The 20,207-nt window shown below is 70.1% G+C and carries 19 protein-coding genes; 8 read left to right on the plus strand and 11 right to left on the minus strand.

All coding sequences use genetic code 11. The features are described 5' to 3' along the window. Positions 1–239: 239 nt before the first annotated feature. Positions 240–866 (plus strand): alpha-ketoglutarate-dependent dioxygenase AlkB family protein, encoded by a 627-nt coding sequence (locus ACH54P_RS34450; protein ID WP_489907468.1) that lies wholly within the window; start codon positions 240–242, stop codon positions 864–866. On the opposite strand, the gene ACH54P_RS34455 is transcribed toward ACH54P_RS34450, so the two are convergent. Continuing rightward, complete coding sequence (locus tag ACH54P_RS34455; RefSeq protein WP_489907469.1) at positions 863–1,441, minus strand: ArsR/SmtB family transcription factor; 579 nt, start codon at positions 1,439–1,441, stop codon at positions 863–865. The two genes, ACH54P_RS34450 and ACH54P_RS34455, sit on opposite strands and share 4 nt — an antisense overlap. Before the next feature lie 83 nt (positions 1,442–1,524). Here ACH54P_RS34455 and ACH54P_RS34460 point away from each other — a divergent pair, with 83 nt between their 5' ends. Both ACH54P_RS34460 and ACH54P_RS34465 read left to right on the plus strand, forming a co-directional pair. Further along, entirely contained in the window at positions 1,525–1,881 is a 357-nt protein-coding gene (locus tag ACH54P_RS34460; protein ID WP_489907470.1) for a hypothetical protein, read from the plus strand. After that, entirely contained in the window at positions 1,874–2,047 is a 174-nt protein-coding gene (locus ACH54P_RS34465; RefSeq protein ID WP_489907471.1) for a hypothetical protein, read from the plus strand. Before ACH54P_RS34460 ends, ACH54P_RS34465 begins: the two co-directional genes overlap by 8 nt. Here the strand turns inward: ACH54P_RS34465 and ACH54P_RS34470 are convergent. The 5 genes from ACH54P_RS34470 to ACH54P_RS34490 are packed head-to-tail and all read right to left on the minus strand — an operon-like array spanning position 2,004 to position 6,269. Next, on the minus strand, positions 2,004–2,861 hold the full coding sequence (locus ACH54P_RS34470) for a 5-oxoprolinase subunit C family protein (RefSeq protein ID WP_489907472.1): 858 nt from the start codon (positions 2,859–2,861) through the stop codon (positions 2,004–2,006). The genes ACH54P_RS34465 and ACH54P_RS34470 overlap by 44 nt on opposite strands. Next, the gene (locus ACH54P_RS34475; RefSeq protein ID WP_489907473.1) at positions 2,858–3,469 is read right to left on the minus strand and encodes a 5-oxoprolinase subunit B family protein; all 612 of its coding nucleotides are present in this window, start codon (positions 3,467–3,469) and stop codon (positions 2,858–2,860) included. The genes ACH54P_RS34470 and ACH54P_RS34475 overlap by 4 nt, the downstream gene beginning before the upstream one ends. Continuing rightward, positions 3,466–4,218, minus strand: a complete 753-nt coding sequence (locus ACH54P_RS34480; RefSeq protein WP_489907474.1) for a LamB/YcsF family protein — start codon at positions 4,216–4,218, stop codon at positions 3,466–3,468. Before ACH54P_RS34480 ends, ACH54P_RS34475 begins: the two co-directional genes overlap by 4 nt. Position 4,219: 1 nt before the next feature. Further along, positions 4,220–5,014, minus strand: a complete 795-nt coding sequence (locus tag ACH54P_RS34485; RefSeq protein WP_489907475.1) for a putative hydro-lyase — start codon at positions 5,012–5,014, stop codon at positions 4,220–4,222. A gap of 10 nt (positions 5,015–5,024) precedes the next feature. Then, positions 5,025–6,269 carry an MFS transporter gene (locus ACH54P_RS34490; protein WP_489907476.1) on the minus strand — a complete coding sequence of 415 codons (1,245 nt, stop codon included), beginning with the start codon at positions 6,267–6,269 and terminating at the stop codon, positions 5,025–5,027. Between the two features lie 118 nt (positions 6,270–6,387). On the opposite strand from ACH54P_RS34490, the gene ACH54P_RS34495 reads away from it, so the two are divergent. Beyond that, positions 6,388–7,107: a GntR family transcriptional regulator gene (locus ACH54P_RS34495; protein ID WP_489907477.1), complete on the plus strand. Its 720-nt coding sequence runs from the start codon at positions 6,388–6,390 to the stop codon at positions 7,105–7,107. A 286-nt stretch (positions 7,108–7,393) separates the two neighbouring features. On the opposite strand, the gene ACH54P_RS34500 is transcribed toward ACH54P_RS34495, so the two are convergent. From ACH54P_RS34500 to ACH54P_RS34520, 5 genes are all read right to left on the minus strand, one after another. Beyond that, positions 7,394–8,758, minus strand: coding sequence for a ricin-type beta-trefoil lectin domain protein (locus ACH54P_RS34500; RefSeq protein WP_489907478.1), 1,365 nt, complete (start codon positions 8,756–8,758; stop codon positions 7,394–7,396). Positions 8,759–8,768: 10 nt separating this feature from the next. After that, the gene (locus ACH54P_RS34505; RefSeq protein ID WP_489907479.1) at positions 8,769–10,622 is read right to left on the minus strand and encodes a ricin-type beta-trefoil lectin domain protein; all 1,854 of its coding nucleotides are present in this window, start codon (positions 10,620–10,622) and stop codon (positions 8,769–8,771) included. Next, positions 10,619–11,662: an RICIN domain-containing protein gene (locus tag ACH54P_RS34510; RefSeq protein WP_489907480.1), complete on the minus strand. Its 1,044-nt coding sequence runs from the start codon at positions 11,660–11,662 to the stop codon at positions 10,619–10,621. Before ACH54P_RS34510 ends, ACH54P_RS34505 begins: the two co-directional genes overlap by 4 nt. Before the next feature lie 89 nt (positions 11,663–11,751). Then, positions 11,752–12,972, minus strand: a complete 1,221-nt coding sequence (locus ACH54P_RS34515) for a family 16 glycosylhydrolase (RefSeq protein WP_489907481.1) — start codon at positions 12,970–12,972, stop codon at positions 11,752–11,754. Between the two features lie 678 nt (positions 12,973–13,650). Then, a complete protein-coding gene (locus ACH54P_RS34520; RefSeq protein WP_489907482.1) occupies positions 13,651–14,886 on the minus strand; it encodes an ROK family transcriptional regulator in 1,236 nt (411 codons plus the stop codon). A gap of 132 nt (positions 14,887–15,018) precedes the next feature. Between ACH54P_RS34520 and ACH54P_RS34525 the strand changes: the two genes are divergently transcribed. From ACH54P_RS34525 to ACH54P_RS34540, 4 genes are all read left to right on the plus strand, one after another. Continuing rightward, positions 15,019–16,206: an ROK family transcriptional regulator gene (locus tag ACH54P_RS34525; RefSeq protein ID WP_489907483.1), complete on the plus strand. Its 1,188-nt coding sequence runs from the start codon at positions 15,019–15,021 to the stop codon at positions 16,204–16,206. A gap of 251 nt (positions 16,207–16,457) precedes the next feature. Continuing rightward, the gene (locus ACH54P_RS34530; protein ID WP_489907484.1) at positions 16,458–18,083 is read left to right on the plus strand and encodes an ABC transporter substrate-binding protein; all 1,626 of its coding nucleotides are present in this window, start codon (positions 16,458–16,460) and stop codon (positions 18,081–18,083) included. A gap of 3 nt (positions 18,084–18,086) precedes the next feature. Next, positions 18,087–19,229: an ABC transporter ATP-binding protein gene (locus ACH54P_RS34535; RefSeq protein ID WP_489907485.1), complete on the plus strand. Its 1,143-nt coding sequence runs from the start codon at positions 18,087–18,089 to the stop codon at positions 19,227–19,229. Then, complete coding sequence (locus ACH54P_RS34540) at positions 19,226–20,206, plus strand: ABC transporter permease (protein WP_489907486.1); 981 nt, start codon at positions 19,226–19,228, stop codon at positions 20,204–20,206. Before ACH54P_RS34535 ends, ACH54P_RS34540 begins: the two co-directional genes overlap by 4 nt. The last annotated feature ends 1 nt before the right edge of the window (position 20,207 follow it).

Consider the following 20,207-nt stretch of genomic DNA (forward strand, 5'->3'; position numbering starts at 1 on the left):
GCGCGGTCAAGTGACCCGTTCGTAGCTGATCCACGCTGGCTTGTGACATTCAGGTGTGGGAACGTCTAGTTCATGGCGGCCCAAAGCGAGGGGACGCGGCCGCAGGAGCGCTCCGTTGGTCCGTTGGGGCGGCTCCTGCGGCTGTTCACCGCCGCCGGAGTCACGTTCCGCGGTCACCGCGTGGTCCCCGCGACGATCACCCACCGTGCGCGGCGGGAGTCTCCGGCACAATCGAGGTGATGGACGCCCTCCTGCCGCGCCCGCGCGCCGAGATCGCGCCGGGCGCCGTGCACCTGCCCGACTGGCTCGGTTTCGACCAGCAGCGCGAGCTCGTCGCCGCCTGCCGCGGCTGGTCCGGCTACCGCCACACCCGGCTGCCCAACGGCGGCGTGATGTCGGTGAAGTCCGTCTGCCTCGGCTGGCACTGGTACCCGTACGGCTACTCGCGCACGACCGGTGAGGGCACGCCGGTGCTGCCGTTCCCCGGCTGGCTCGGCGACCTCGGCCGCCGCGCGCTGGCGGACGCGTACGGCGAGCCGGCCGACGGTTACGCGCCGGACATCGCGCTGGTCAACTTCTACGACGCCGCCGCGAAGATGGGGCTGCACCAGGACAAGGACGAGCGCAGCCTCGAGCCGGTGGTGTCGGTCAGCCTCGGCGACGCCTGCGTGTTCCGCTTCGGCAACACCGAAACCCGTGGCCGGCCGTACACCGACGTCGAACTCCGCTCCGGTGACGTGTTCGTGTTCGGCGGCCCGTCCCGGCTCGCCTACCACGGCGTCCCGAAGACGCTGCCGGGCACGGCGGACCCGGCGCTGGGCCTGACCGGGCGGCTGAACATCACGCTGCGGGTCTCGGGTCTCTAGTCCTCTGTGGACTCTTCTTCGGGCACCACGACGAGTCGGACGGCCAGCGCCCGCGAGCCTTCGGCGTGCTGCCCCGGCTCGGTCACGTACTTCCACACCAGGTTCTGGTACTCCTCGACGAACGCCGTGACCTGCTCCTTCGTCAGGTGCAGGCCGGCGCGGTAGATCTGGTTCCAGCCCCTGGAGCTGTCGTAACCCGCGTAGGCCCGCGTGACCAGGCCCAGGTCGTGACTCAGCTTGAGCGCGCCGAGCTTGAGCATCGCTTCGCGCTCGTCCGGCGCCAGCTCGAGGCCGGGCGGGGTGTAGATGTCGGTCGACCGCGACTTCCACCAGCGCTCACGGCCGTCCCCGCGGTCCTCGATCTCCTCGATCAGCTCGAGGTCGGCGAGCTTGCGCAGGTGGTAGCTGGTCGTCCCGGTGCTCTCGCCGAGGGCCTTCGCGACGCTCGTCGAGTTCGCTTCGCCGTGTTTGCCCAGGTAGGACAGGATGTCTCGGCGCACCGGGTTGGCGAGGGTCTTGTAGAAGGCCTTGAGGTCCGCGCCGGTGAGCACGCGCTTTTCGGGACGTTCCGCCATGCGGGGAGCCTACTACAGAGATTGTTTGCAAAGAATCTCTGCAATCGGCTACCGTGGTTCGGGACGGGACTTCGGGGGTTGCGATGAGAAAGCTGTTCTGGGCGGCGGGACTGTGCCTGCTGCCGTGGATCGCGGTACTGGGGACGACGCTGCCGGACGTCGTCCAGGCGCAGCACTGGCGGCTGGCGTGGACGGGCTTCGACGCGGCGGAGGCGCTCGGCCTGCTGGCCACGGCCTGGCTGCTCGGGCGCGGCGACCCGCGGACGCCGTTCGCCGCGATCGGCACGGCCACGCTGCTGCTGGCCGACGCCTGGTTCGACGTCGTGACGGCCGGCGACGACGTCGGGTTTTCGCTGCTCATGGCCGGTCTGGAGGTGCCGCTGGCGCTGGCGTGCCTGTCGGTCGCCGTGCCACGCCCGGCGGTGCCGGCGCATGTCTGAGCTGGATCCGCGGCTGCGCGACGAGATCGACGACCAGGTCGCGGAGGCCCTCGACGCCTACCTGGCCGAGCGGAGAATCCCGCGGGGCGGCCGCACGTGGCCGTTGTGGCTCGCGATCGTCCTCACGAACGTCGTCTGGCTGCTGGTGGCGACGACCGGAACCTGACGGTCTGGCCGGGGCGCAGCTGAGCCGCCAGGTCGAGGTCGTCCTCTTCGACGACGGCGATCACCGGGTAGCCGCCGGTCGTGGGGCTGTCGGCGTGGAAGAGGATCGGCCGGCCCGACGGCGGCACCTGGACCGACCCGGGCACGCACGCCTCGGACGGCAGCTCGTCGTGCCGGACCCGGGCGAGGGCCGGGCCGGTCAGCCGGATGCCGACGCGGTCCGAGTCCGGGGAAACCGTGTACACGGTGGACAACAGCTCGTCCGGCGCCGCGAACCAGTCGCGGCGCGGACCCGGCGTCACCCGCAGGACCGGCGCGTCGGGCAAGGCCGCGCGCGGCGTGAGGTCGACGTTGGGGAAGGCCCGGGGGGCCGGACCGACCGGCAGGAGCATCCCGGCGGCGAGCGGCGGCGGGCCCAGCTTGCCGAGCGTGTCCGTCGCGCGGGAACCGAGCACCGGGGGCACGTCGATCCCGCCGCGCACCGCGACGTAACAGCGCAACCCCGACGAAGCCGTGCCCAGGGCCAGTTCGTCTCCCGGCCACAGCGTGATCGGCGCGTTCATGCCACCCGGCGACACCGGGCAGAGTGCGCCCGTGACCGCCACCGTGGTGAGCGCCGAAGCCCGCAGCACGAGTCCGCCGAGCGTCACCTCGAGAGCGGCGGCGCCGGCCGGGTTCCCGACGAGCCGGTTGGCCAGCCGGAACGACCCGCGGTCCGCGGCGCCGGACCGGCCGACGCCCAGCGCCGCGTGTCCCGGACGGCCGAGGTCCTGCACCGTCGTCGAAAACCCGGTCCGGACGACTTCGAGCTTCACGACGTCACCGCCTCGAAACGCACCTTCGTGCCCGGCGGCAGCAGGTTCGGCGGGTCGCGCTCGACGTCCCACACCGGCACGTCCGTCCGGCCGAGCAGCCGCCAGCCGCCGGGGGACGCGCTCGGGTACACCGCGCTGTACTCGCCGGCGATCGCCACCGAGCCGGGCGGGATGCGCGTGCGCGGCGACGACCGGCGGGAGACGTGCAGGACCGGATCGGCCCCCGACAGGTAGGCGAACCCCGGGGCGAACCCGCAGAACGCCGAAACGTACGAGCCCGCGCTGTGGCGGTCCACCACTTCGGCCACGCTCAGCCCCGTCTCCGCGGCGACGCCGGCCAGGTCCTCGCCGTCGTACACCACCGGGAGCACGACCTCGCCCGCCTCCGCCACCGCACTGTCCACAGGGGACATCCGACGCAGGATCCCGCCCAGCCGGTCCGCGTTCGTCACCGCGGGGTCGAAGCGGACCAGCAGCGTCCGGGCCGCCGGGACCAGTTCCACCAGGCCGTCCGGAGGCGCCTGTTCGAGCGCCGCCCGGAAGCCGAGGACGTCGTCGAGTTCCACCAGCACCGCGCGCCGCCCGCACGGCAGCAACCGGACGGTCATCCGGTGAACGCGGTGAGCGTGACGTCCGCGGCGGCCAGGCCGTCGCGGATCCGGCGGGCCAGTTCGACCGCCCCCGGCGTGTCCCCGTGCACGCACAGGGAATCCGGGCGCAGGTCGAGCTTGCCGCCGTCGGCCGTCACGACACCGCCCCCGGTCGCCATCGCGACCGCGCGCTCGGCGACAGCGTCGGCGTCGTGCACGACCGCGCCCGGCTGCTTGCGCGACACGAGCCGGCCTTCCGCGGTGTAGGCCCGGTCGGCGAACGCCTCCGCGTAGGCCACCACGCCCGCCTTTTCCGCCTCCCGCTGCGTTTCCGAGTCCGGCAGGCAGAGCAGCGCGAGCGCGGGGTCGTACCGGCGCAGGCCGTCGACGATCGCCGCCGCCTGCTCCGGGTCGGCCGCCGCGGTGTTGTACAACGCGCCGTGCGGCTTCACGTACGTCACGCGGCTGCCGGCCGCGCGGGCGAACGCGTCGAGCGCGCCGATCTGGTAGAGCACCTCGTCCGCCAGGTTGTCGGGCGCGATGTCGAGCGCGCGCCTGCCGAACCCGGCCAGGTCGCGGTACCCGACGTGCGCGCCGATCGCGACGCCGCGTTCGGCCGCCAGTTCGCACACCCGCCGCATCACCGACGGGTCGCCCGCGTGGAAGCCGCAGGCGACGTTCGCGCTGGTCACGATGTCGAGCATGGCTTCGTCGTCGCCCATCTTCCAGGCACCGAAGCCCTCGCCAAGGTCGCTGTTCAGATCCATCTCAGCCCACCCGGTATTCGCTGTCGTGCCGGTCCGTGATGAACATGTACCCCGGGGCGTGCGTGATCGCGAACGGGGGCCGCGACGCCATCAGCGCCGCCTGCGGCGTGACCCCGCAGGCCCAGAACACCGGGACGTCGCCCGGTTCCGCGTCCACCGGATCGCCGAAGTCGGGCCGCGAAAGGTCCTCGATGCCCAGCGCCCGCGGATCGCCGATGTGCACGGGGGCACCGTGCACGGCCGGCATCGCCCGGGTGATCCGGATGGCGTCGTCGACGCGGTCCTCCGGGATCTGCCGCATCGACACCACCATCGGGCCGAACAGCCGCCCGGCGGGCTCGCACTGCCGGTTCGTCACGTACATCGCGACGTTGCGGCCCTGGTCGACGTGCCGCAGCGGGATGCCCTCGGCGGCCAGGGCCGTCTCGAAGGTGAAGCTGCAGCCGATCGAGAAGGCCACCATGTCGCTGCGCCACAGGCCGGTCGCATCGGTCACTTCGCCGGCGAGCACGCCGTTCTGCCAGATCCGGTAGCGCGGCAGGTCGGTGCGCAGGTCCGCGCCGTCGGCGAGCCGGGTGGCCGGGTCGCCGGCGTCGGTGACGTCGAGCAGCGGGCACGGCTGCGGGTTGCGGGTGCAGAACAGCAGGACGTCGTAGGCCCAGTCTTCGGGCACGGCGATCAGGTTGGTCTGGGTGAAGCCGCTGGCCCAGCCCGTCGTCGGGCGGGCGTTGCCGCGGCGGAACACCGAGCGTGCCTGGGCCGGCGTGAAGGTCGCCGGCTGGTCGAAGGTCGTCATGAGTTCCCCCTCAGTCAACGAGTTCGATGCCTCGGGTTTCGGGCAGGCCGAGCAGCGCCAGCACCGCGATGCCGTAGCCGAGCGCGCCGAACACGATCGCGCCGCCCGCGCCCATGAAACCGACCACAGTCGGGAAGATCGCGCCGACCGCGCGGCCGAAGTTGTACGTGAAGCCCTGCCCGGTGCCGCGCAGCGCCGTCGGGTACAGCTCGGCCAGGTACGCGCCGAAGCTGCTGAAGATCGCCGACATCGAGAAGCCCAGCGGGAAGCCGAGCACGAGCACGAGTCCGTTGGCGCCCTTGGGGATCTGCGTGTAGGCGACGATCAGCCCGGCCGACAGGATCGCGAACGTCAGGAAGGTTTTCTTGCGCCCCAGCAGGTCCGTGAGGTACCCGCCGCAGACGTAGCCGACGAAGGCGCCGGTGATCAGGAAGGCGAGGTAGCCGCCGGTGCCGATCACGGTCAGCTCGCGCGTCTTCTTCAGGTAGGACGGCAGCCACGTCGAGATCGTGTAGTAGCCGCCCTGGACGCCCGTGGCCAGCAGCGCGGCGAAGAACGTCGTGCGCAGGAGGTCGCCCTTGAAGATCTTGCCGAGCGTGCCTTTCGTGCGCTCGGTCTTCAGCCGTTCCTCGGCGCGTGGCGCGTCCTGGACGCTCTTGCGGACCCACAGCACGAGCAGCGCCGGGATGACGCCGGTCCAGAACATGATGCGCCAGGCGACGTCGTCGCTCGCCACGCTGAACACGACGGTGTAGACGATCACCGACAGGCCCCAGCCGACCGCCCACGCGCTCTGCACGAAGGCCACGGTCCGGCCGCGGTAGCGGGCCGAGGAGTACTCCGCGACCAGCGCGGCGCCGGCCGCCCACTCGCCGCCGAAGCCCAGGCCCTGCAGGGCGCGGAAGACCAGCAGCGTCTCGAAGTTCGGCGCGAACCCGCAGAGCACGGTGAAGATCGTGTACATCGCGATGGTGATCTGGAGCGTGCGGACGCGGCCGATCCGGTCGGCCAGCATGCCGGCCCCGACCCCGCCGACGGCCGACACGACCAGCGTCGTCGTGCCGAGCAGGCCGGCTTCGCCGCTCGATATGCCGAAGTACGCGGTGATCGCGGCCAGGCCGAGCGGCAGGGTCTGGTAGTCGAACGAGTCCAGGCCGTAGCCGCCGAACGCGCCCACGAAGGCGCGGCGCCCGCGTTTTCCGAGCGTGCGGAACCAGTCGAACGGCCGGGCCTCGGTAGCAGCAGTGGCAGTCATGGGGCACCTCCTGGCCAGTGTCTCTCATCGTGGCGTGACTCACACGGTAGGGATTGTTGAACAATTCCACAAGAGTGCAATTGGATCGTCCTCTGCGTGCCGGGGTACCCTCGATGCCGTGGTCATCGAAGACAGCGTCGTCCCGGGCCTGGAAGCCGACCGCGGCCTGGTCACCCGCAAGAGCACGGCCGAACGGGTCGCCGGCGTCCTCCGCAAGCGCATCGCGGAGGGGTTCTTCCTGCCCGGCGGCCGGCTTTCGGAGCAGGACATCGGCAACGCGCTCGGCGTCTCGCGCAACACGCTGCGCGAGGCGTTCCGGCTGCTCACGCACGAACGGCTGCTCGCCCACGAGCTCAACCGCGGCGTCTTCGTCCGCATCCCGAGCGTCGAGGACGTCGTCGACATCTACCGCGTCCGCAAGATCATCGAGTGCGCGGCCGTCCGCGGGGTGACGGCGAAGCCCGCGTCCTTCCCGCGGATCAAGGAGAAGGTCGACATCGGCGACGAGGCCGCGCGCACCGGCAACTGGAAGGACCTCGGCACCGCGAACGTCTGGTTCCACCAGGAGCTGGCCGCGCTGTCGGGCAGCGAGCGCGTCAACGAGCTGGTCGGCAGGCTGACCGCCGAGCTGCGGCTGGTCTTCCACATCATGGCCGAGCCGCGCCGCTTCCACGAGCGCTACCTGCCGCGCAACCACGAGATCCTCGACCGCGTCGAGGCCGGCGACGGCCCTGGCGCGGAGCAGCTGCTGATGAAGTACCTGGAAGACGCGGAGGATCAGCTGGTCGCCGCGTACGCCGACCGCGCGGAGGCGGCCCGGGCGGCCATGTCGGAGTAGGAGCGGTCCCGGCGTCGCCTTTGACGATCACCCGGTCGAGGGCCTTGTCCCCAGCCGGTGCCCCTTCGGGCACGCTTGCCGTCCGGACGGGCCGAGCGGCCGTCTCCGCCGGTCGTGGCTGGTTAACCTCGGGTTCGGGCTCGCCGCCGGAGACCCCCAGCGGCCGGCGAACCCCGGCTGCCGGGTCGCGGCTCCCCCAGTGTCACGGCTCGGCAGCCCCGAAAACCGGAGAAGTCCGTGAAGGCCACCTTTGAGTGGCCTCCACGGACTTTTCAGCGGTGGAGCGTCAGCCGGCGTAGCGGGCGAAGATCCTCGTGAAGTCCCACGCCTGCTGGGAAACGCCGGAACAGGTGTCGTTGTTCGGGTACGCCCCCGGGCAGGGGCGGTCGCGGTTCGCCGACCAGAACGTCAACCGGGCCAGGTGGTGCGTGTTCGCGTAGGCCAGGATGGTGGTGAAGTCGGTGAGCGTGACCGTCTCGTTGTTGTCCGTGATGCCGTTCATCGACGAGATGCCCATGTGCCGGTAGGCCGTGTCGTCGTCGTAGCCGTAAGCCGACTTGACGACGTTCTTGAGGCCCTCGGCCGCTCGCTGCGTCAGCGTGCCCATGTTCTGGCCGGCGCCGCCGAAGTCGAACGGCATGATCACCCAGCCGTCGACCGTCAGCCCGGACTGCGCCGCCCGGTTGACCAGGCTGCTGTCCGGCCCGGACTGCCCGGTGCCGAAGGTGACGTAGAGCTTGATGCCCGGGTTGTTCGCCCGCACCGTCTTCAGCGCGTCGACCGTGCGTTGCTGCACGGTCGGGTTGCTGTAGGCGTCGGCCTCGATGTCGATGTCGATCGCCTTGAGGCCGTAGGCGTTGATCACCTTCTGGTAGCCCGCCGCCAGCTCGCCCGCGCTGCCGCACGACGACTCCAGCTTGTTGCCGGAGTAGCCGCCGAACGACGGGATGACGTCGCCGCCACCCGCGCGGATCGTGTTGATCGTGTTCTGGTCGACGCCGCCGGTGAGCGCGCGGCCGCCGTCCCACTGCGGGTTGCAGTAGCCGTTGGACAGGATGAACGCCAGCGTGAACCACTTGACGCCGGTGGCGCTCATGATCGTCGACGGGTTCGGCGGGTCGCCCCAGCCGTTGTAGAGGTACGGCGCGACGGCCATCGCGCCCGGTCCGGTCGGCGGGGTGGTGGTGCCGCCGGGCAGCGTCCACTGCTGGTTGGCCGTGCTCGCGCACGTCCAGATCTGCAGCCGCGTCCCGTTGGCGCTCGAGTTGCCGGTCGCGTCGAGGCACTTGCCCGACCCGGTGTTGACCAGGTTCTTCGCCGCGTTGGCCGTCCACTTCTGGGCGTTCGAGCCGTTGCAGTCCCACAGCTGGGTGAGCGTGCCGTTCGCGGTGCCCGCGCTGGTGACGTCGAGGCACTTGCCCAGTGCCTGCAGGGAGCCGTCGCTGCCGACCGTCCACTGTTGAGCGTTGGTGCCGTTGCAGTCGTAGAGCTGGACGGCGGTGCCGTTGGCGCTGCTCGCCGCCGCGACGTCGACGCACTTGCCGCCGATGCCGGTGATGGGTCCGGTCGCCGCCTGGGCGGCGCCGGGGAGGAGGACCACGGCGGAGGCGGCGATCAGGCCGCCCAGCGCCGCGAGTGCCCGCTTCTTCATGCGCTGCTCCTTACGCAGGGACGTTCCACTTCTGGTTGGCGGCGCCGGTGCAGGTCCAGATCTGCAGGCGGGTGCCGTTCGCGCTGGAGTTGCCGGTGGCGTCGACGCACTTGTTCGACCCCGCGCCGACGATGTCCTTGGCCGCGGTGGCCGCCCACCTCTGGTTCGCCGTGCCACCGCAGTCCCAGAGCTGCAGCTGCGCACCGTCCGCTGTGGACTGTCCGGTCACGTCGAGGCACTTGCCCAGTGCCTTCAGGGTCCCGTCGGTGCCGACCGTCCACTGCTGGGCGGTCGAGCCGTTGCAGTCGTAGAGCTGGACGGCGGTGCCGTTGGCGCTGCTCGCGCCCGCGACGTCGATGCACTTGCCGCCGAGGCCGGTGATCGGGCCGGTCTTGCCGGTGCCGCCGCTGCTGCCCTGGTTGCCGTTCCAGGTGAACGTCGCCGAGGTGTGGCCGGGCAGGGTGTAGGTGAAGGACGAGTTGCCCCAGTTCACCCGCACGCTCTGGTTCCCCGTGCTGGAGTTGTACGCGATCAGCGCCTTGGAGCCGTCCGGGTTCTTCCAGGCGACGTTGCGCACGGTCGAGTTGTCGTTCGAGTCGATCCGGTAAGCGCCCGGCTTCACGAACTTCGTCAGATGGCCCATCGTGTAGTACTCGACGGTGTAGTCGACCTGGCCGCTGCGCGAGTCTCCGTTGTGGACGGTGATCAGGCCGGTGCAGGTGCCGCAGCCGCCGTTGTGCGGGCCCATGTTCTGGTCGACGCCGAGGCTCCACTTCACGAAGCTCTTCGACCAGTTCCGGGTGTAGTCCACGATGTTGTTCATGTCCTCGGCCTGCTGGTTCGAGATCCAGGTGCCGCCGGAGTGCTCGGTCGAGTAGGCGTTGACGTTCGGGTACTGGTTGTGCGTGGTCGTCTGCTGCGCGATGTTCCCGCCGTAGCCGTGCCACGCGACGCCGCCGAAGTTCGGGTGGTTGCGGATCGCCGAGTCGTCCAGCGTCGGCGCGCCGTAGGAGGCGTAGGTGTCCCAGTTCCAGTCCAGCGCGAGGACCTTGGTGGACAGTCCGGCGCCCTGCAGCGCGGGCAGCAGGTTGTTCTTCGCGAAGTAGGCCAGGCCGGCGCCGTTCCAGTTGGTCGACGGGTAGCTCGCGCAGCACGTCGGCTCGTTCTGCATCGAGACGTAGTCGATCGGCACGCCCGCGGCCTGGTAGGCCTGGAGGTACTTGACGAAGTACTGCGCGTAGGCCGGGTAGTACTGCGATTCGACCCAGCCCAGCAGGTAGCTGTCGTTGTCCTTCATCCACGGCGGCGCGCTCCACGGCGACGCCATCACCTTGGCCTGCGGGTTGAGCTGCTTGGCCTGCTTGGTCAGCGGCAGCACGTCGGCCTGGTCGTGGGCGATCGAGAAGTGCGTCAGGTTCGGGTCGGTCTGGCCGGCCGGCATGTCGTCGAAGGTGTAGCTGTAGCGGGCCAGGTCGGACGCGCCGAGCGGGTTGCGGATGAAGCTGAGGCCGATGCCGCTGTTCGGGTCGAACAGCTTGCGCATCGTGTCGTCGCGGGTGGCCTGGGACAGCGCCCCGCTGGAGTTCATCAGCCAGGCCGCGGTGTCCGTGAAGGACGCTCCGCCGCCTTCGAACTGCTGGTAGGTGGTGTTTTCGTTGACGTTGATGGTCACGCCGCCGGTGCCGGTGCCCGAGGCGAACGTGACCGGCGTCTGCTGCTGGAGGCCGCGGGTGACCGTGCGGCCGCCGGAGTCGCTGGTGGTGGTGAGCCAGACGTTGACCGTCTCGCCCGCGGCCTGCGCGGGCGCGGCGAACGTGGCCGCGGCGAGCGCGGTCACGCCCACCAGGGTGAGCAGTTTTCTCATGGGAGCGTCCACTTCTGGTTCGTGCCGGACCCGCAGGTCCAGATCTGGAGCCGGGTGCCGTTCGCGCTGGAGTTGCCGGTGGCGTCGAGGCACTTGCCGGAGCCGGTGTTCACGAGGTTCTGCGAGCCGTTGGCCGTCCACTTCTGGGCGCTCGAGCCGTTGCAGTCCCAGAGCTGGGTGAGGGTGCCGTTCGCGGTGCCTGCGCTGGTGACGTCGAGGCACTTGCCGAGTGCTTTCAGGGTTCCGTCGCTGCCGACTGTCCATTGTTGGGCGTTGGTGCCGTTGCAGTCGTAGAGCTGGACGGCGGTGCCGTTGGCGTTGCTCGCGCCCGCCACGTCGACGCACTTGCCGCCGATGCCGGTGATCTGCCCGGCGTTCTGCGTGGGCGGCGTCGTGCTGCCACCGGCGAACTGCGTCGCGACCTGCTCGCCGAGGCTGACGGCGTTGGCGTGGTTCTCGATCGGGTTGACGTGCGTGTTCGGGAAGACGATGTACGTCACCGGGCCTTCGGTGCCGCCGTTGGACGGATCCGGGTTGATGCCGAGGTTGACGGCGGTGGCGTACGACGCCTCGCCGATGATGCTCGTCGGGCCGGTGTCGCCGACCACGGCGTAGGTGACCTGGTTGTTGTAGATCACCGCCACGACCGAGCCGCCGTCGATGCCGTAGTTCCGGTAGTCCCAAGTGGACGTCGGCTGCGGCAGGACGATGTAGGGCAGCTGCGCCGCGTTGAGCGGCTGGTCGGTCGAGGTGTGGAAAGCGGTGTCGGGGTAGAAGCAGCAGTCGGTGTTCTCGTTGCACTGCGTGGTGCGGACGCCGTCGCAGTCGATGTCCATGTCGGCCTTGAAGAACACCGCGCCGTTCGCCTGGCAGACGGGCACGGTGGCCGCGCCGCCTTCGTCGAAGGAATACTTGCCGTTCGAGATCTGCTGGCAGGAAGTGGTTTTCGCGAGCAGCTGGCTCGCGGACGGGCCCGCCTCGACCGCGGCCTGTGCGGAGCCGGTGGTCAGGAAGGAAAGCGCTAACAGGGCACACCCCATTAGCGCGACGAGGATTCGCCGCACTGGGATTCTCCTTGGGGGACGCCGGATAGGCGGGCCGCGACGGCCCGCCTATCCGAGGGGATGGATCAGGGAGTGGTCCACTTCTGGTTGGCGCCGCCGGTGCAGGTCCAGATCTGCAGGCGGGTTCCGTTGGCACTCGAGTTGCCGGCGGCGTCGAGGCACTTGTTGGCGTTGGGGTTCACGATGTCGTGCGCCGCGGTGACGACCCATTGCTGGGCGCCGGTTCCGTTGCAGTCGTAGAGCTGCACCGGTGTCCCGTCCGCGGTGCCCGCGGCGGCGACGTCCATGCACTTGCCGAGGGCGCGCAGCGTGCCGTCGGTGCCGACGGTCCAGCTCTGCGCGGCGTTGCCGTTGCAGTCGGTGATCTGGATCGGCGTGCCGTTGGCGGAGTTCGCGCCCGCGACGTCGACGCACTTGCCGCCGATGCCGGTGATGGTGCCGGTCCGGCCGCTGCCGCCACCGCCGCTCGAGGTGTTGGTGACGTGCACGTAGTCGACGATCAGCTGCTGCGGGAACTGCGTGCTGCTGTTGGGATCGCCGGGCCAGTACCCGCCGACGGCGAGGTTGAGGATGATGAAGAAGTTGTGGTCGTAGACCCAGCGGTTGCCGTTGAGGTCCGACGGCGTGCGGGTCTGGTAGAGGTTCCCGTCGACGTACCACTTGATCTGGTTGGGCGCCCAGTCGATGGCGTAGGTGTGGAAGTCGTCGGAGAAGTTCGGGCCGTTGTAGGCCGCGCCGATGCCGCCGGAGCCGGAGTAGCCGGGGCCGTGGATGGTGCCGTGCACGGTGTTCGGCTCGAACCCGACGTTCTCCATGATGTCGATCTCGCCGTCGGTGGGCCAGTTGCCGCCGCCGAGCATCCAGAACGCCGGCCACATGCCCTGCCCCCGCGGGAGTTTCATGCGCGTCTCGAAGTGGCCGTAGGCCTGGCTGAACTTGCCGGCGGTGTTCATCCGCGCGGAGGTGTACTCACAACGGCCGTACCAGCAGTTGTAGTTGCCCGGGTTTTCCTTCTTCGCCGTGATGACTAGGTGGCCCTGGCCGTCGAGCTGGGCGTTGTTGGTGCCGGAGGTGTAGTACTGCCGCTCGTGGTTGTTGACGTTGTCGCCGGTTTCGAGCTGCCACTTCGACCCGTCGACGGCGGCGCCCGCGGGGCCGTTGAAGTCGTCGGTGAAGGTGGCCGCGGCCTGGGCCGGGTTCGGGGCCAGCACCTGTTGCCCGAGGAGCAGCAGCGAACAGGCGGCGAGCAGTGCCGCCCATCTCTTGCGGGATTTCGAGGTGGACATCGTTGTCGCCTCTCTCACCGTGGGGACCGGCGTTCCGCGCGCAGCACGGAACGCGGGGAGGGGAGGTGGCCTCGCATGCCGGGGCGGCGGCAGGCGGGACCGTTGCTTCGCCGCACGGGGGCGGGTCTACCGGACGGCGGCGGAGTCTGGGTTGTGACTCTGGGTGTGCCTTTGTTGTGTCTGGCAACAAAGTATGCATGGTCCAGACAAGCCGGGCAACAGTCGGCCGGTCATTTTTTTTCAACCCGAATTAAGGGTGGGTTGGTGGCGGGGGCGGGTCCCGTTCAGTGGAGCACGGGTCGGTGTGGAGGGTCGCTCAGTGGGGCGCGGGCGGTGTGGAGGGGGTCGTTCGGTGGGCCCGGCGTGCCGAGGGGGTCGCTCAGTGGGCTCGGCGGTGCCGAGGGGTTCGCGGGAGCTCGGGCCGCAGGGGGGTCCACAGTTCGGTGGGGCTCGGCGGTGCCGAGGGGTTCGCGGTGGCTCGGGCCGCTGAGGTGTCCACAGTTCGGTGGGGTTGTGGACAACTGCGGTTCGGCGGCGGTCTGCGCCGGTTTTTGTCGGGGTGGGCCGATACGCTGGAGCGGGGACGGACCCCCGGGAGGGTGGGCCCTGCTCACCGGGCCGATGCGCCTGCCCTGCTCACCGGGCCGATGCGCCGCCCTGCTGACACAAGCCCCAGGCTCAGGCCGCGTCGGAGTCCGGGGCTCCCGGCTTGGCGATCCTCGGCGTGGCCCCCTGCTCCAGCAGATCCGCCACCGGCAGCGTCGCCGCTCCGGTGGCGACCGCGTCCAGGCCCAGTGAACCCAGCTGGATCGACGTCTGGCTGAACGGGTGCCGCAGCGCGTGCTCGCCCGCCGCCGCTCGGATCCTGGGCAGCAGCTGCTCGCCCAGCGCCAACCCGGCCCAGCCGCCGATCACTATGCGTTCCGGGTTGAACAGGTTGATCAGGTTCGCGATGCCCGCGCCCAGGTAGCCCGCCGTTTCGTCGAGGACGCGGGCTGCCGTCTTGGACTTCGGGGCCGCCTCCAAGAGCGCCGCGAACTGGGCCTGCTCGTCCTCGCCCGTGATGTCCTTGCCCCGCGCGCGGCGGTAGCGGGCCAGCACGCCGCCCGCGCCGATGTACGCCTCCAGACATCCCCGGGCGCCGCAGCGGCAGGCCTGGCCGCCGTACGCGATCGTGGTGTGGCCCCACTCGCCCGCGCTGCTCGTCGAGCCCCGGTACGTCGTTCCGTCCGTCACCACGGCCGCGCCGACGCCCGAGCCGATCAGCGCTATCACCGCGTGGCGGGCCCCGCGGCCGGCGCCGAACCACATCTCGGCCTGGCCCTGCGTCTTCGCGCCGTTGTCGACGAACAGCGGCAGCGTGACGCCCGCGTCCTGCAGCAGCGACACCAGCGGCACCGCGTCCCACCCGACCGTCGGCGCGTGGACCAGCACCCGCGCCCCCTGCTCGACCGTGCCCGGGACGCCGATGCCGACACCCAGCACGCTCGCGTCGTCGATGCCCGCGCTCGCGAACACCTCGCGCAGCCCGGACGTCACCTGCTCGACCGCCGTCGCCGGGTCCGGGGCCTTCGGCAGCGGGTGCTCGACCGTCGCGAGCCGGTTCATCGCCAGGTCGAACAGCTCGACCTTGACGCCGGTTTCGCCGATGTCGACGCCCGCGACGTGCCCGTACGCCGGGTCGACGCGCAGCAGCACGCGCGGCCGGCCGCCGTCCGACTCGACCTGGCCCGCTTCGGTGATGAGCCGTTCTTCGCCCAGTTCGGCGGTCACGTTGCTGACCGTGGCGGCACTCAATCCGGTGAGCTGGCTCAGTTCGTGCCTCGACAGCGGGCCGTCGAAGTACAGTTTCGACAGCAGCAGGGATCGGTTGTGCCGCCGCAGATCACGGACGGTCGTGCGCTTGCTCGCCATGGGCAACCCATCTGAACTCTTACCGGCTCACTGACAGGATGCCTGATCACCGTAAGTTGTGGCTATGTATTAAGTGGTGAACTAAGTCCCGAACCGATGGTCGCACGGCCGGTGTCTGGCACAATCCTCCCGGTGACCCAGGTGGTGCGCCAAACGACCAGAGACCTCCGGCGGCACAACCGCGCGGCACTCCTCTCCTCCCTCTACCTCCGCGGCCCCGTCAGCAGACTGGAACTGGTAGCTGAATCGGGACTGTCGGCCGCCACCGTTACCAACGTCGTCTCCGAGCTCATCGCGGACGGCGTCGTCGCCGAGGCGGGATCGGTCGAATCGGACGGCGGGCGGCCGCGGACGCTGCTGGCGGTGCGGCCCGAGTTCGGGCACGTCGTGGGCGTCGACGTGAGCGAGACGCACGTCGAGGTCGGCCTCTTCGACTGGGCCCTCGGGACGCTCGGCACGGTGCGCCACCCGCTCGTCGGCACCCGGCTCGATCCGGACGAAGTGGCCGGATTGGTGCGAACCGGCATCACCGAAGTGCTCGAAGGCGGCGATCCGGACGCGGTGTTCGGCATCGGCATCGGCGTGCCCGGCGCGGTCCGCGACGGCGGGATCGTGCACGCGCCCACCCTCGGCTGGCGGGGCGTGGCCTTCGCCGAGCTGATCCGGCCGCACGTCCCCGCGCCCCTCCACCTCGACAACCGCGCCCGCACGCTCGGACAGGCGGAGACCTGGCGCGGCGCCGGCCGGGGCGCCGAACGCGCCATCGTCGCCCTGCTCGGCGTCGGGGTCGGGGCCGCCGTCGCGACCGCGGGGCCCTCGCACCCGGGCATCACGACCAGCGAGTGGGGTCACACCGTCGTCAAGGCGGCGGGAGCGGCGTGCCGGTGCGGCTCGCACGGCTGCCTGGAGGCCTACGTCGGCACCGAGGCGGTCGTCCGGCACTACGCCGACCGCGTCGGCAAACCACCGGTCATCGGGGACGAAAGCGACGCCGAACTGGCCCGGATCGTCGCCGAGGCGACGGCGCCGGGTCCGGCCGCCGACGTGCTCGCCGAGACCGGCGAGTACCTGGGGATCGGCATCGCGAACCTGATCAACCTGCTCAGCCCCGACCGGGTGGTGCTGTCCGGCTCGGCGGGAGCGATCATGGGACCGGCGATCCTGCCCGCCGTGCGCGACGCGGTGCGCCGGCACGCGCTCGACTACCTGGCCGAACGCACCGAGGTCGTCCTCGGCAGGCTCGGGCCCGAGGCGGTCGCGCTCGGCGCGGCGACGCTGCCCATCGCGCAGCTGCTCGCGGCGGGTGGCCGGACCGGCTGAAATCCTTGCACCGCAAGGGGTAGTGCGCCGGAACAGGTCGCACAACCAGTTCTTTTAGTACTTAAACTTAGGTACAAAAAGTTACCGCCGTGTTATTGACGTGACCCGAGTCACCCGGGTTGACTTCGGGGCGTCGTTCGGTCGCCGGCGGTCGGGGCTCGCTACCAGTCGACACGGAGTTACTCGTCGATGACCAAGTAGGAGGACCGATGCGAGTCAAGCGCTCCATCGTCGCAGCGCTAGTAGCCGTGATGGCCGTCGCCGGCCTGACCGCGTGCGGGGGTGGCAGCTCGAACGCCGCCCAGGGCAACCCGGACGCCGTGCTCAACGTCGGCAAGCCCGACGGCCCGCAGTCGGAGAACAACAACCCGTTCCTCGAGACGTCCGCCCTGTCGAACATGGGCTACCGGTGGATGATCTACGAGCCCCTGGTCATGCTCAACCGCGTCAAGCCGCAGGAGCCGGGCAAGCCGTGGCTCGCCACGAAGTGGGACTGGTCGGACAACTACAAGAAGCTGGTCCTGACCGTCCGTGACGGCGTCAAGTTCTCCGACGGCCAGCCGATGACCGCCGAAGACGTCGCCTACACGTTCCAGCTGCTGCGCGACAACAAGGCGATCAACATCGACGCCGTCCCGTACAAGGACATCACCGCGGCCGGCAACCAGGTGACCCTGGGCTTCGAGAGCTCCCAGTTCGTCAACCAGGTCAAGATCCTGCAGACGATGGTCGTGCCGAAGCACGCCTGGCAGGGCATCAAGGACCCGGCGCTCGACACCGTGAAGAACCCGATCGGCACCGGGCCGTACACGCTCAAGTCGTTCACCCCGCAGACGATGATCGTCACCCGGCGGGACGGCTACTGGCAGGAAGCGCCGAAGGTCAAGGAGATCCGCTACACCTCCTACACCGACAACAACGCGCAGGTCAACGCGCTGGTGAGCGGGGCGTCGGAGTGGAGCTTCGTCTTCATCCCGAACTACAAGGCCGTCTACACCAACAAGGACCCGCAGCACTACAAGCTGTGGTTCCCCGCGCAGCTGGCCGTCCACGGCCTGTGGTTCAACACCGAGAAGGCGCCCTGGAACGACGCGAAGCTGCGCCAGGCGGTCAACAAGGTCATCAACCGCGACGACATCTTCAACCAGGGCGAGGCCGGCTACTTCTACCCGAAGAACGACCAGATCACCGGCATCCCCACGCCGGCGGGTGACCCGTTCATCGCGCCGCAGTACAAGGGCCAGACGGTCCAGGTCGACGTCCCGGGCGCCAAGAACCTGCTGACCGGGGCCGGCTACAAGTTCAACGGCGACAAGCTGGCCGACCCGAGCGGCAAGCCGGTCACCCTGAAGCTCACCGTCCCGTCCGGCTGGTCGGACTACATCACCGACCTGGAGATCATCAAGGACAACCTGGCGCAGATCGGCATCACCGCCACGGTCGAGAAGATGAACCAGGACGCGTGGACGAAGTCGGTCGACACCGGTGACTTCGAGGGCCTGATGCACTGGACGAACGACGGTGCGACGCCGTACGACATGTACCGCGACGTGATGGACGGCAACCGCTACAAGCCGACCGGCCAGGGCAACATCAACGGCAACTACGGCCGCTACAAGAACGACGACGCGACCAAGGCGCTCGAGACCTACGCCAACGCCGAGGACGACGCCTCCCGCACCGCCGCCATGGCGACGCTGCAGAAGATCATGATCGAGCAGCAGCCGATGATCCCGACGTCGGCGGCGAACTCCGGCGGCGAGTACAGCACGAAGAACTGGGTCGGCTGGCCGGACGACGCCAACCCGTACGGCCCCGCGCAGCCGACGCTGCGCAACGCGCTCGACATCGTCCTGCACCTGAAGCCCGCGGCCTGACCTATGGCGGACTCAGTCATCACGGAACACGGGGACGGCCGCGGCGACGCGGCCGCCCCGGCCCCCTCCGACCCCGTCGCCGTCGGGTCGGAGGGGGACCTCCCCGCCTCGGGCGGGGCGACCGGCGACGTGGTCCTGGAAGCGGCCGGGCTCACCAAGCACTTCCCGGTCCGGCGCAAGGGCCGGGCCGGGCTGACCGGCCCGCGCCGCGCCGTCCAGGCCGTCGACGACGTCACCCTGACGCTCCGCAAGGGGCGGGTCACCGCACTGGTCGGCGAGTCCGGTTCGGGCAAGTCGACCGTCGCCCGCCTGCTCGCGGGGCTCTACCCGCGCACCGGCGGGAACATCCGGCTGCACGGCGAGACCGTGAACATCCACCGCGGCAAGGCGTTCCGCGCCTACGCCCGGCGGGTCCAGATGATCTTCCAGGACCCGTTCGCGTCGCTGAACCCGGTGCACACCGTGCGCTACCACCTGACGCGGGCGCTGAAGATCCACGGCCGGGAGGGCGACGACCTCGAGGCGTCGCTGCGGGACCTGCTCACCCGCGTCCAGATGACGCCGCCGGAACGCTACCTCGAGAAGTTCCCGCACGAGCTGTCCGGCGGGCAGCGCCAGCGCGTCGCGATCGCGCGGGCGCTGGGTGCCGACCCGGAGGCGCTGCTGGCCGACGAGCCGGTGTCCATGTTGGACGTCTCGATCCGGCTCGGCGTGCTGAACCTGCTGCGGGACCTCAAGGAACGCCTGCACCTGGCGATCCTCTACATCACCCACGACATCGCGTCGGCGCGCTACTTCGCCGACGAGACGATGGTGATGTACGCGGGCCGGATGGTCGAGGGCGGCGACAGCGAAACCATCACGCAGAACCCGGCGCACCCGTACACGCGGCTGCTCATCGACTCCGCGCCCGACCCCGACCGGCTGGCCGGCGGGGGCGCCGAGCTCGACCCCGGTGAGGTGCCCGCCGAGCGCGGGGCCGGCGAGCCGCCGAGCCTGATCGACCCGCCGTCCGGCTGCCGGTTCCACCCGCGCTGCCCGGTGGCGATGCAGCGGTGCGAGACCGAGCTGCCGCCGCGGTTCGACGTCGACGACGCGCCGGGGCACTGGGCCGCGTGCTGGCTCTACGACGGGGCCGCCCGATGAGGTACCTGCTGCAACGGCTGGCCTTCTACGTCTTCACCGCGTGGGCCGCCGTCACCATCAACTTCTTCATCCCGCGGCTGATCCCCGGCGACCCGGTGCAGTCGCTGATCGCGAAGAACCAGGGCATGATCAGCGCGGACGCGATCCAGTCGCTGTACGTCCTGTTCGGACTCGACAAGAACGAGAGCCTGATCTCCCAGTACTTCGACTACTGGGGCCAGCTCTTCCGGGGCGACCTCGGGGTCTCGTTCACGTTCTTCCCGACGCCGGTGTCCGAGCTGCTCGGGGACAGCCTGCCGTGGACGATCATCCTGGTCGGCATCACCACGATCGTCGGCTTCGCCATCGGCACGGGCCTCGGCGTGGTCGCCGGCTGGAAGCGCGGCTCGTGGGTCGACGGCCTGCTGCCGGTGACGACGTTCCTCTCGTCGATCCCCTACTTCTGGCTCGGCCTGATCGCGCTGACGCTGCTGGCCGGCCCGGGCAGCTTCTTCCCGTCGTCCGGCGGGTACGACCCGGGCGTGGTGCCCGGCTGGGACGGCGGGTTCATCGGCAGCGCGATCCAGCACAGCCTGCTGCCCGCGCTCACCATCCTGATCAGCTCGATGGGCAGCTGGATCCTCGGCATGCGCAACATGATGGTCACCGTCGCGTCGGAGGACTACGTCACCGTCGCGCACGCCAAGGGCCTGCCCGAGCGCCGGGTGATGGTCGGCTACGCGGCACGCAACGCGCTGCTGCCGAGCGTGTCCGGCTTCGCGCTGGCGCTCGGCTTCATCGTCGGCGGCACGCTGCTGGTGGAGATCGTCTTCTCCTACCCCGGCGTCGGCTTCCAGCTGTTCCAGGCGGTCGGCTCGCAGGACTACCCGCTGATGCAGGGGATCTTCCTGATCATCACGCTGTCGGTGCTGGTGGCGAACCTCTTCGCCGACGTCGCCTACCTGGCGCTCGACCCGCGCACCCGGAAGGAGGGCTGAC

The sequence above is a fragment of the Amycolatopsis sp. N2S4-7 genome (assembly GCF_058119595.1).

Excerpts from the sequence above, each read along its gene's own strand:
- ACH54P_RS34450 (WP_489907468.1), top strand. The coding sequence starts at position 240 with ATGGACGCCCTCCTGCCGCGCCCGCGCGCCGAGATCGCGCCGGGCGCC.
- ACH54P_RS34455 (WP_489907469.1), bottom strand. The coding sequence starts at position 1,441 with ATGGCGGAACGTCCCGAAAAGCGCGTGCTCACCGGCGCGGACCTCAAG.
- ACH54P_RS34460 (WP_489907470.1), top strand. The coding sequence starts at position 1,525 with ATGAGAAAGCTGTTCTGGGCGGCGGGACTGTGCCTGCTGCCGTGGATC.
- ACH54P_RS34465 (WP_489907471.1), top strand. The coding sequence starts at position 1,874 with ATGTCTGAGCTGGATCCGCGGCTGCGCGACGAGATCGACGACCAGGTC.
- ACH54P_RS34475 (WP_489907473.1), bottom strand. The coding sequence starts at position 3,469 with ATGACCGTCCGGTTGCTGCCGTGCGGGCGGCGCGCGGTGCTGGTGGAA.
- ACH54P_RS34480 (WP_489907474.1), bottom strand. The coding sequence starts at position 4,218 with ATGGATCTGAACAGCGACCTTGGCGAGGGCTTCGGTGCCTGGAAGATG.
- ACH54P_RS34485 (WP_489907475.1), bottom strand. The coding sequence starts at position 5,014 with ATGACGACCTTCGACCAGCCGGCGACCTTCACGCCGGCCCAGGCACGC.
- ACH54P_RS34490 (WP_489907476.1), bottom strand. The coding sequence starts at position 6,269 with ATGACTGCCACTGCTGCTACCGAGGCCCGGCCGTTCGACTGGTTCCGC.
- ACH54P_RS34500 (WP_489907478.1), bottom strand. The coding sequence starts at position 8,758 with ATGAAGAAGCGGGCACTCGCGGCGCTGGGCGGCCTGATCGCCGCCTCC.
- ACH54P_RS34505 (WP_489907479.1), bottom strand. The coding sequence starts at position 10,622 with ATGAGAAAACTGCTCACCCTGGTGGGCGTGACCGCGCTCGCCGCGGCC.
- ACH54P_RS34510 (WP_489907480.1), bottom strand. The coding sequence starts at position 11,662 with ATGGGGTGTGCCCTGTTAGCGCTTTCCTTCCTGACCACCGGCTCCGCA.
- ACH54P_RS34515 (WP_489907481.1), bottom strand. The coding sequence starts at position 12,972 with ATGTCCACCTCGAAATCCCGCAAGAGATGGGCGGCACTGCTCGCCGCC.
- ACH54P_RS34520 (WP_489907482.1), bottom strand. The coding sequence starts at position 14,886 with ATGGCGAGCAAGCGCACGACCGTCCGTGATCTGCGGCGGCACAACCGA.
- ACH54P_RS34530 (WP_489907484.1), top strand. The coding sequence starts at position 16,458 with ATGGCCGTCGCCGGCCTGACCGCGTGCGGGGGTGGCAGCTCGAACGCC.
- ACH54P_RS34535 (WP_489907485.1), top strand. The coding sequence starts at position 18,087 with ATGGCGGACTCAGTCATCACGGAACACGGGGACGGCCGCGGCGACGCG.
- ACH54P_RS34540 (WP_489907486.1), top strand. The coding sequence starts at position 19,226 with ATGAGGTACCTGCTGCAACGGCTGGCCTTCTACGTCTTCACCGCGTGG.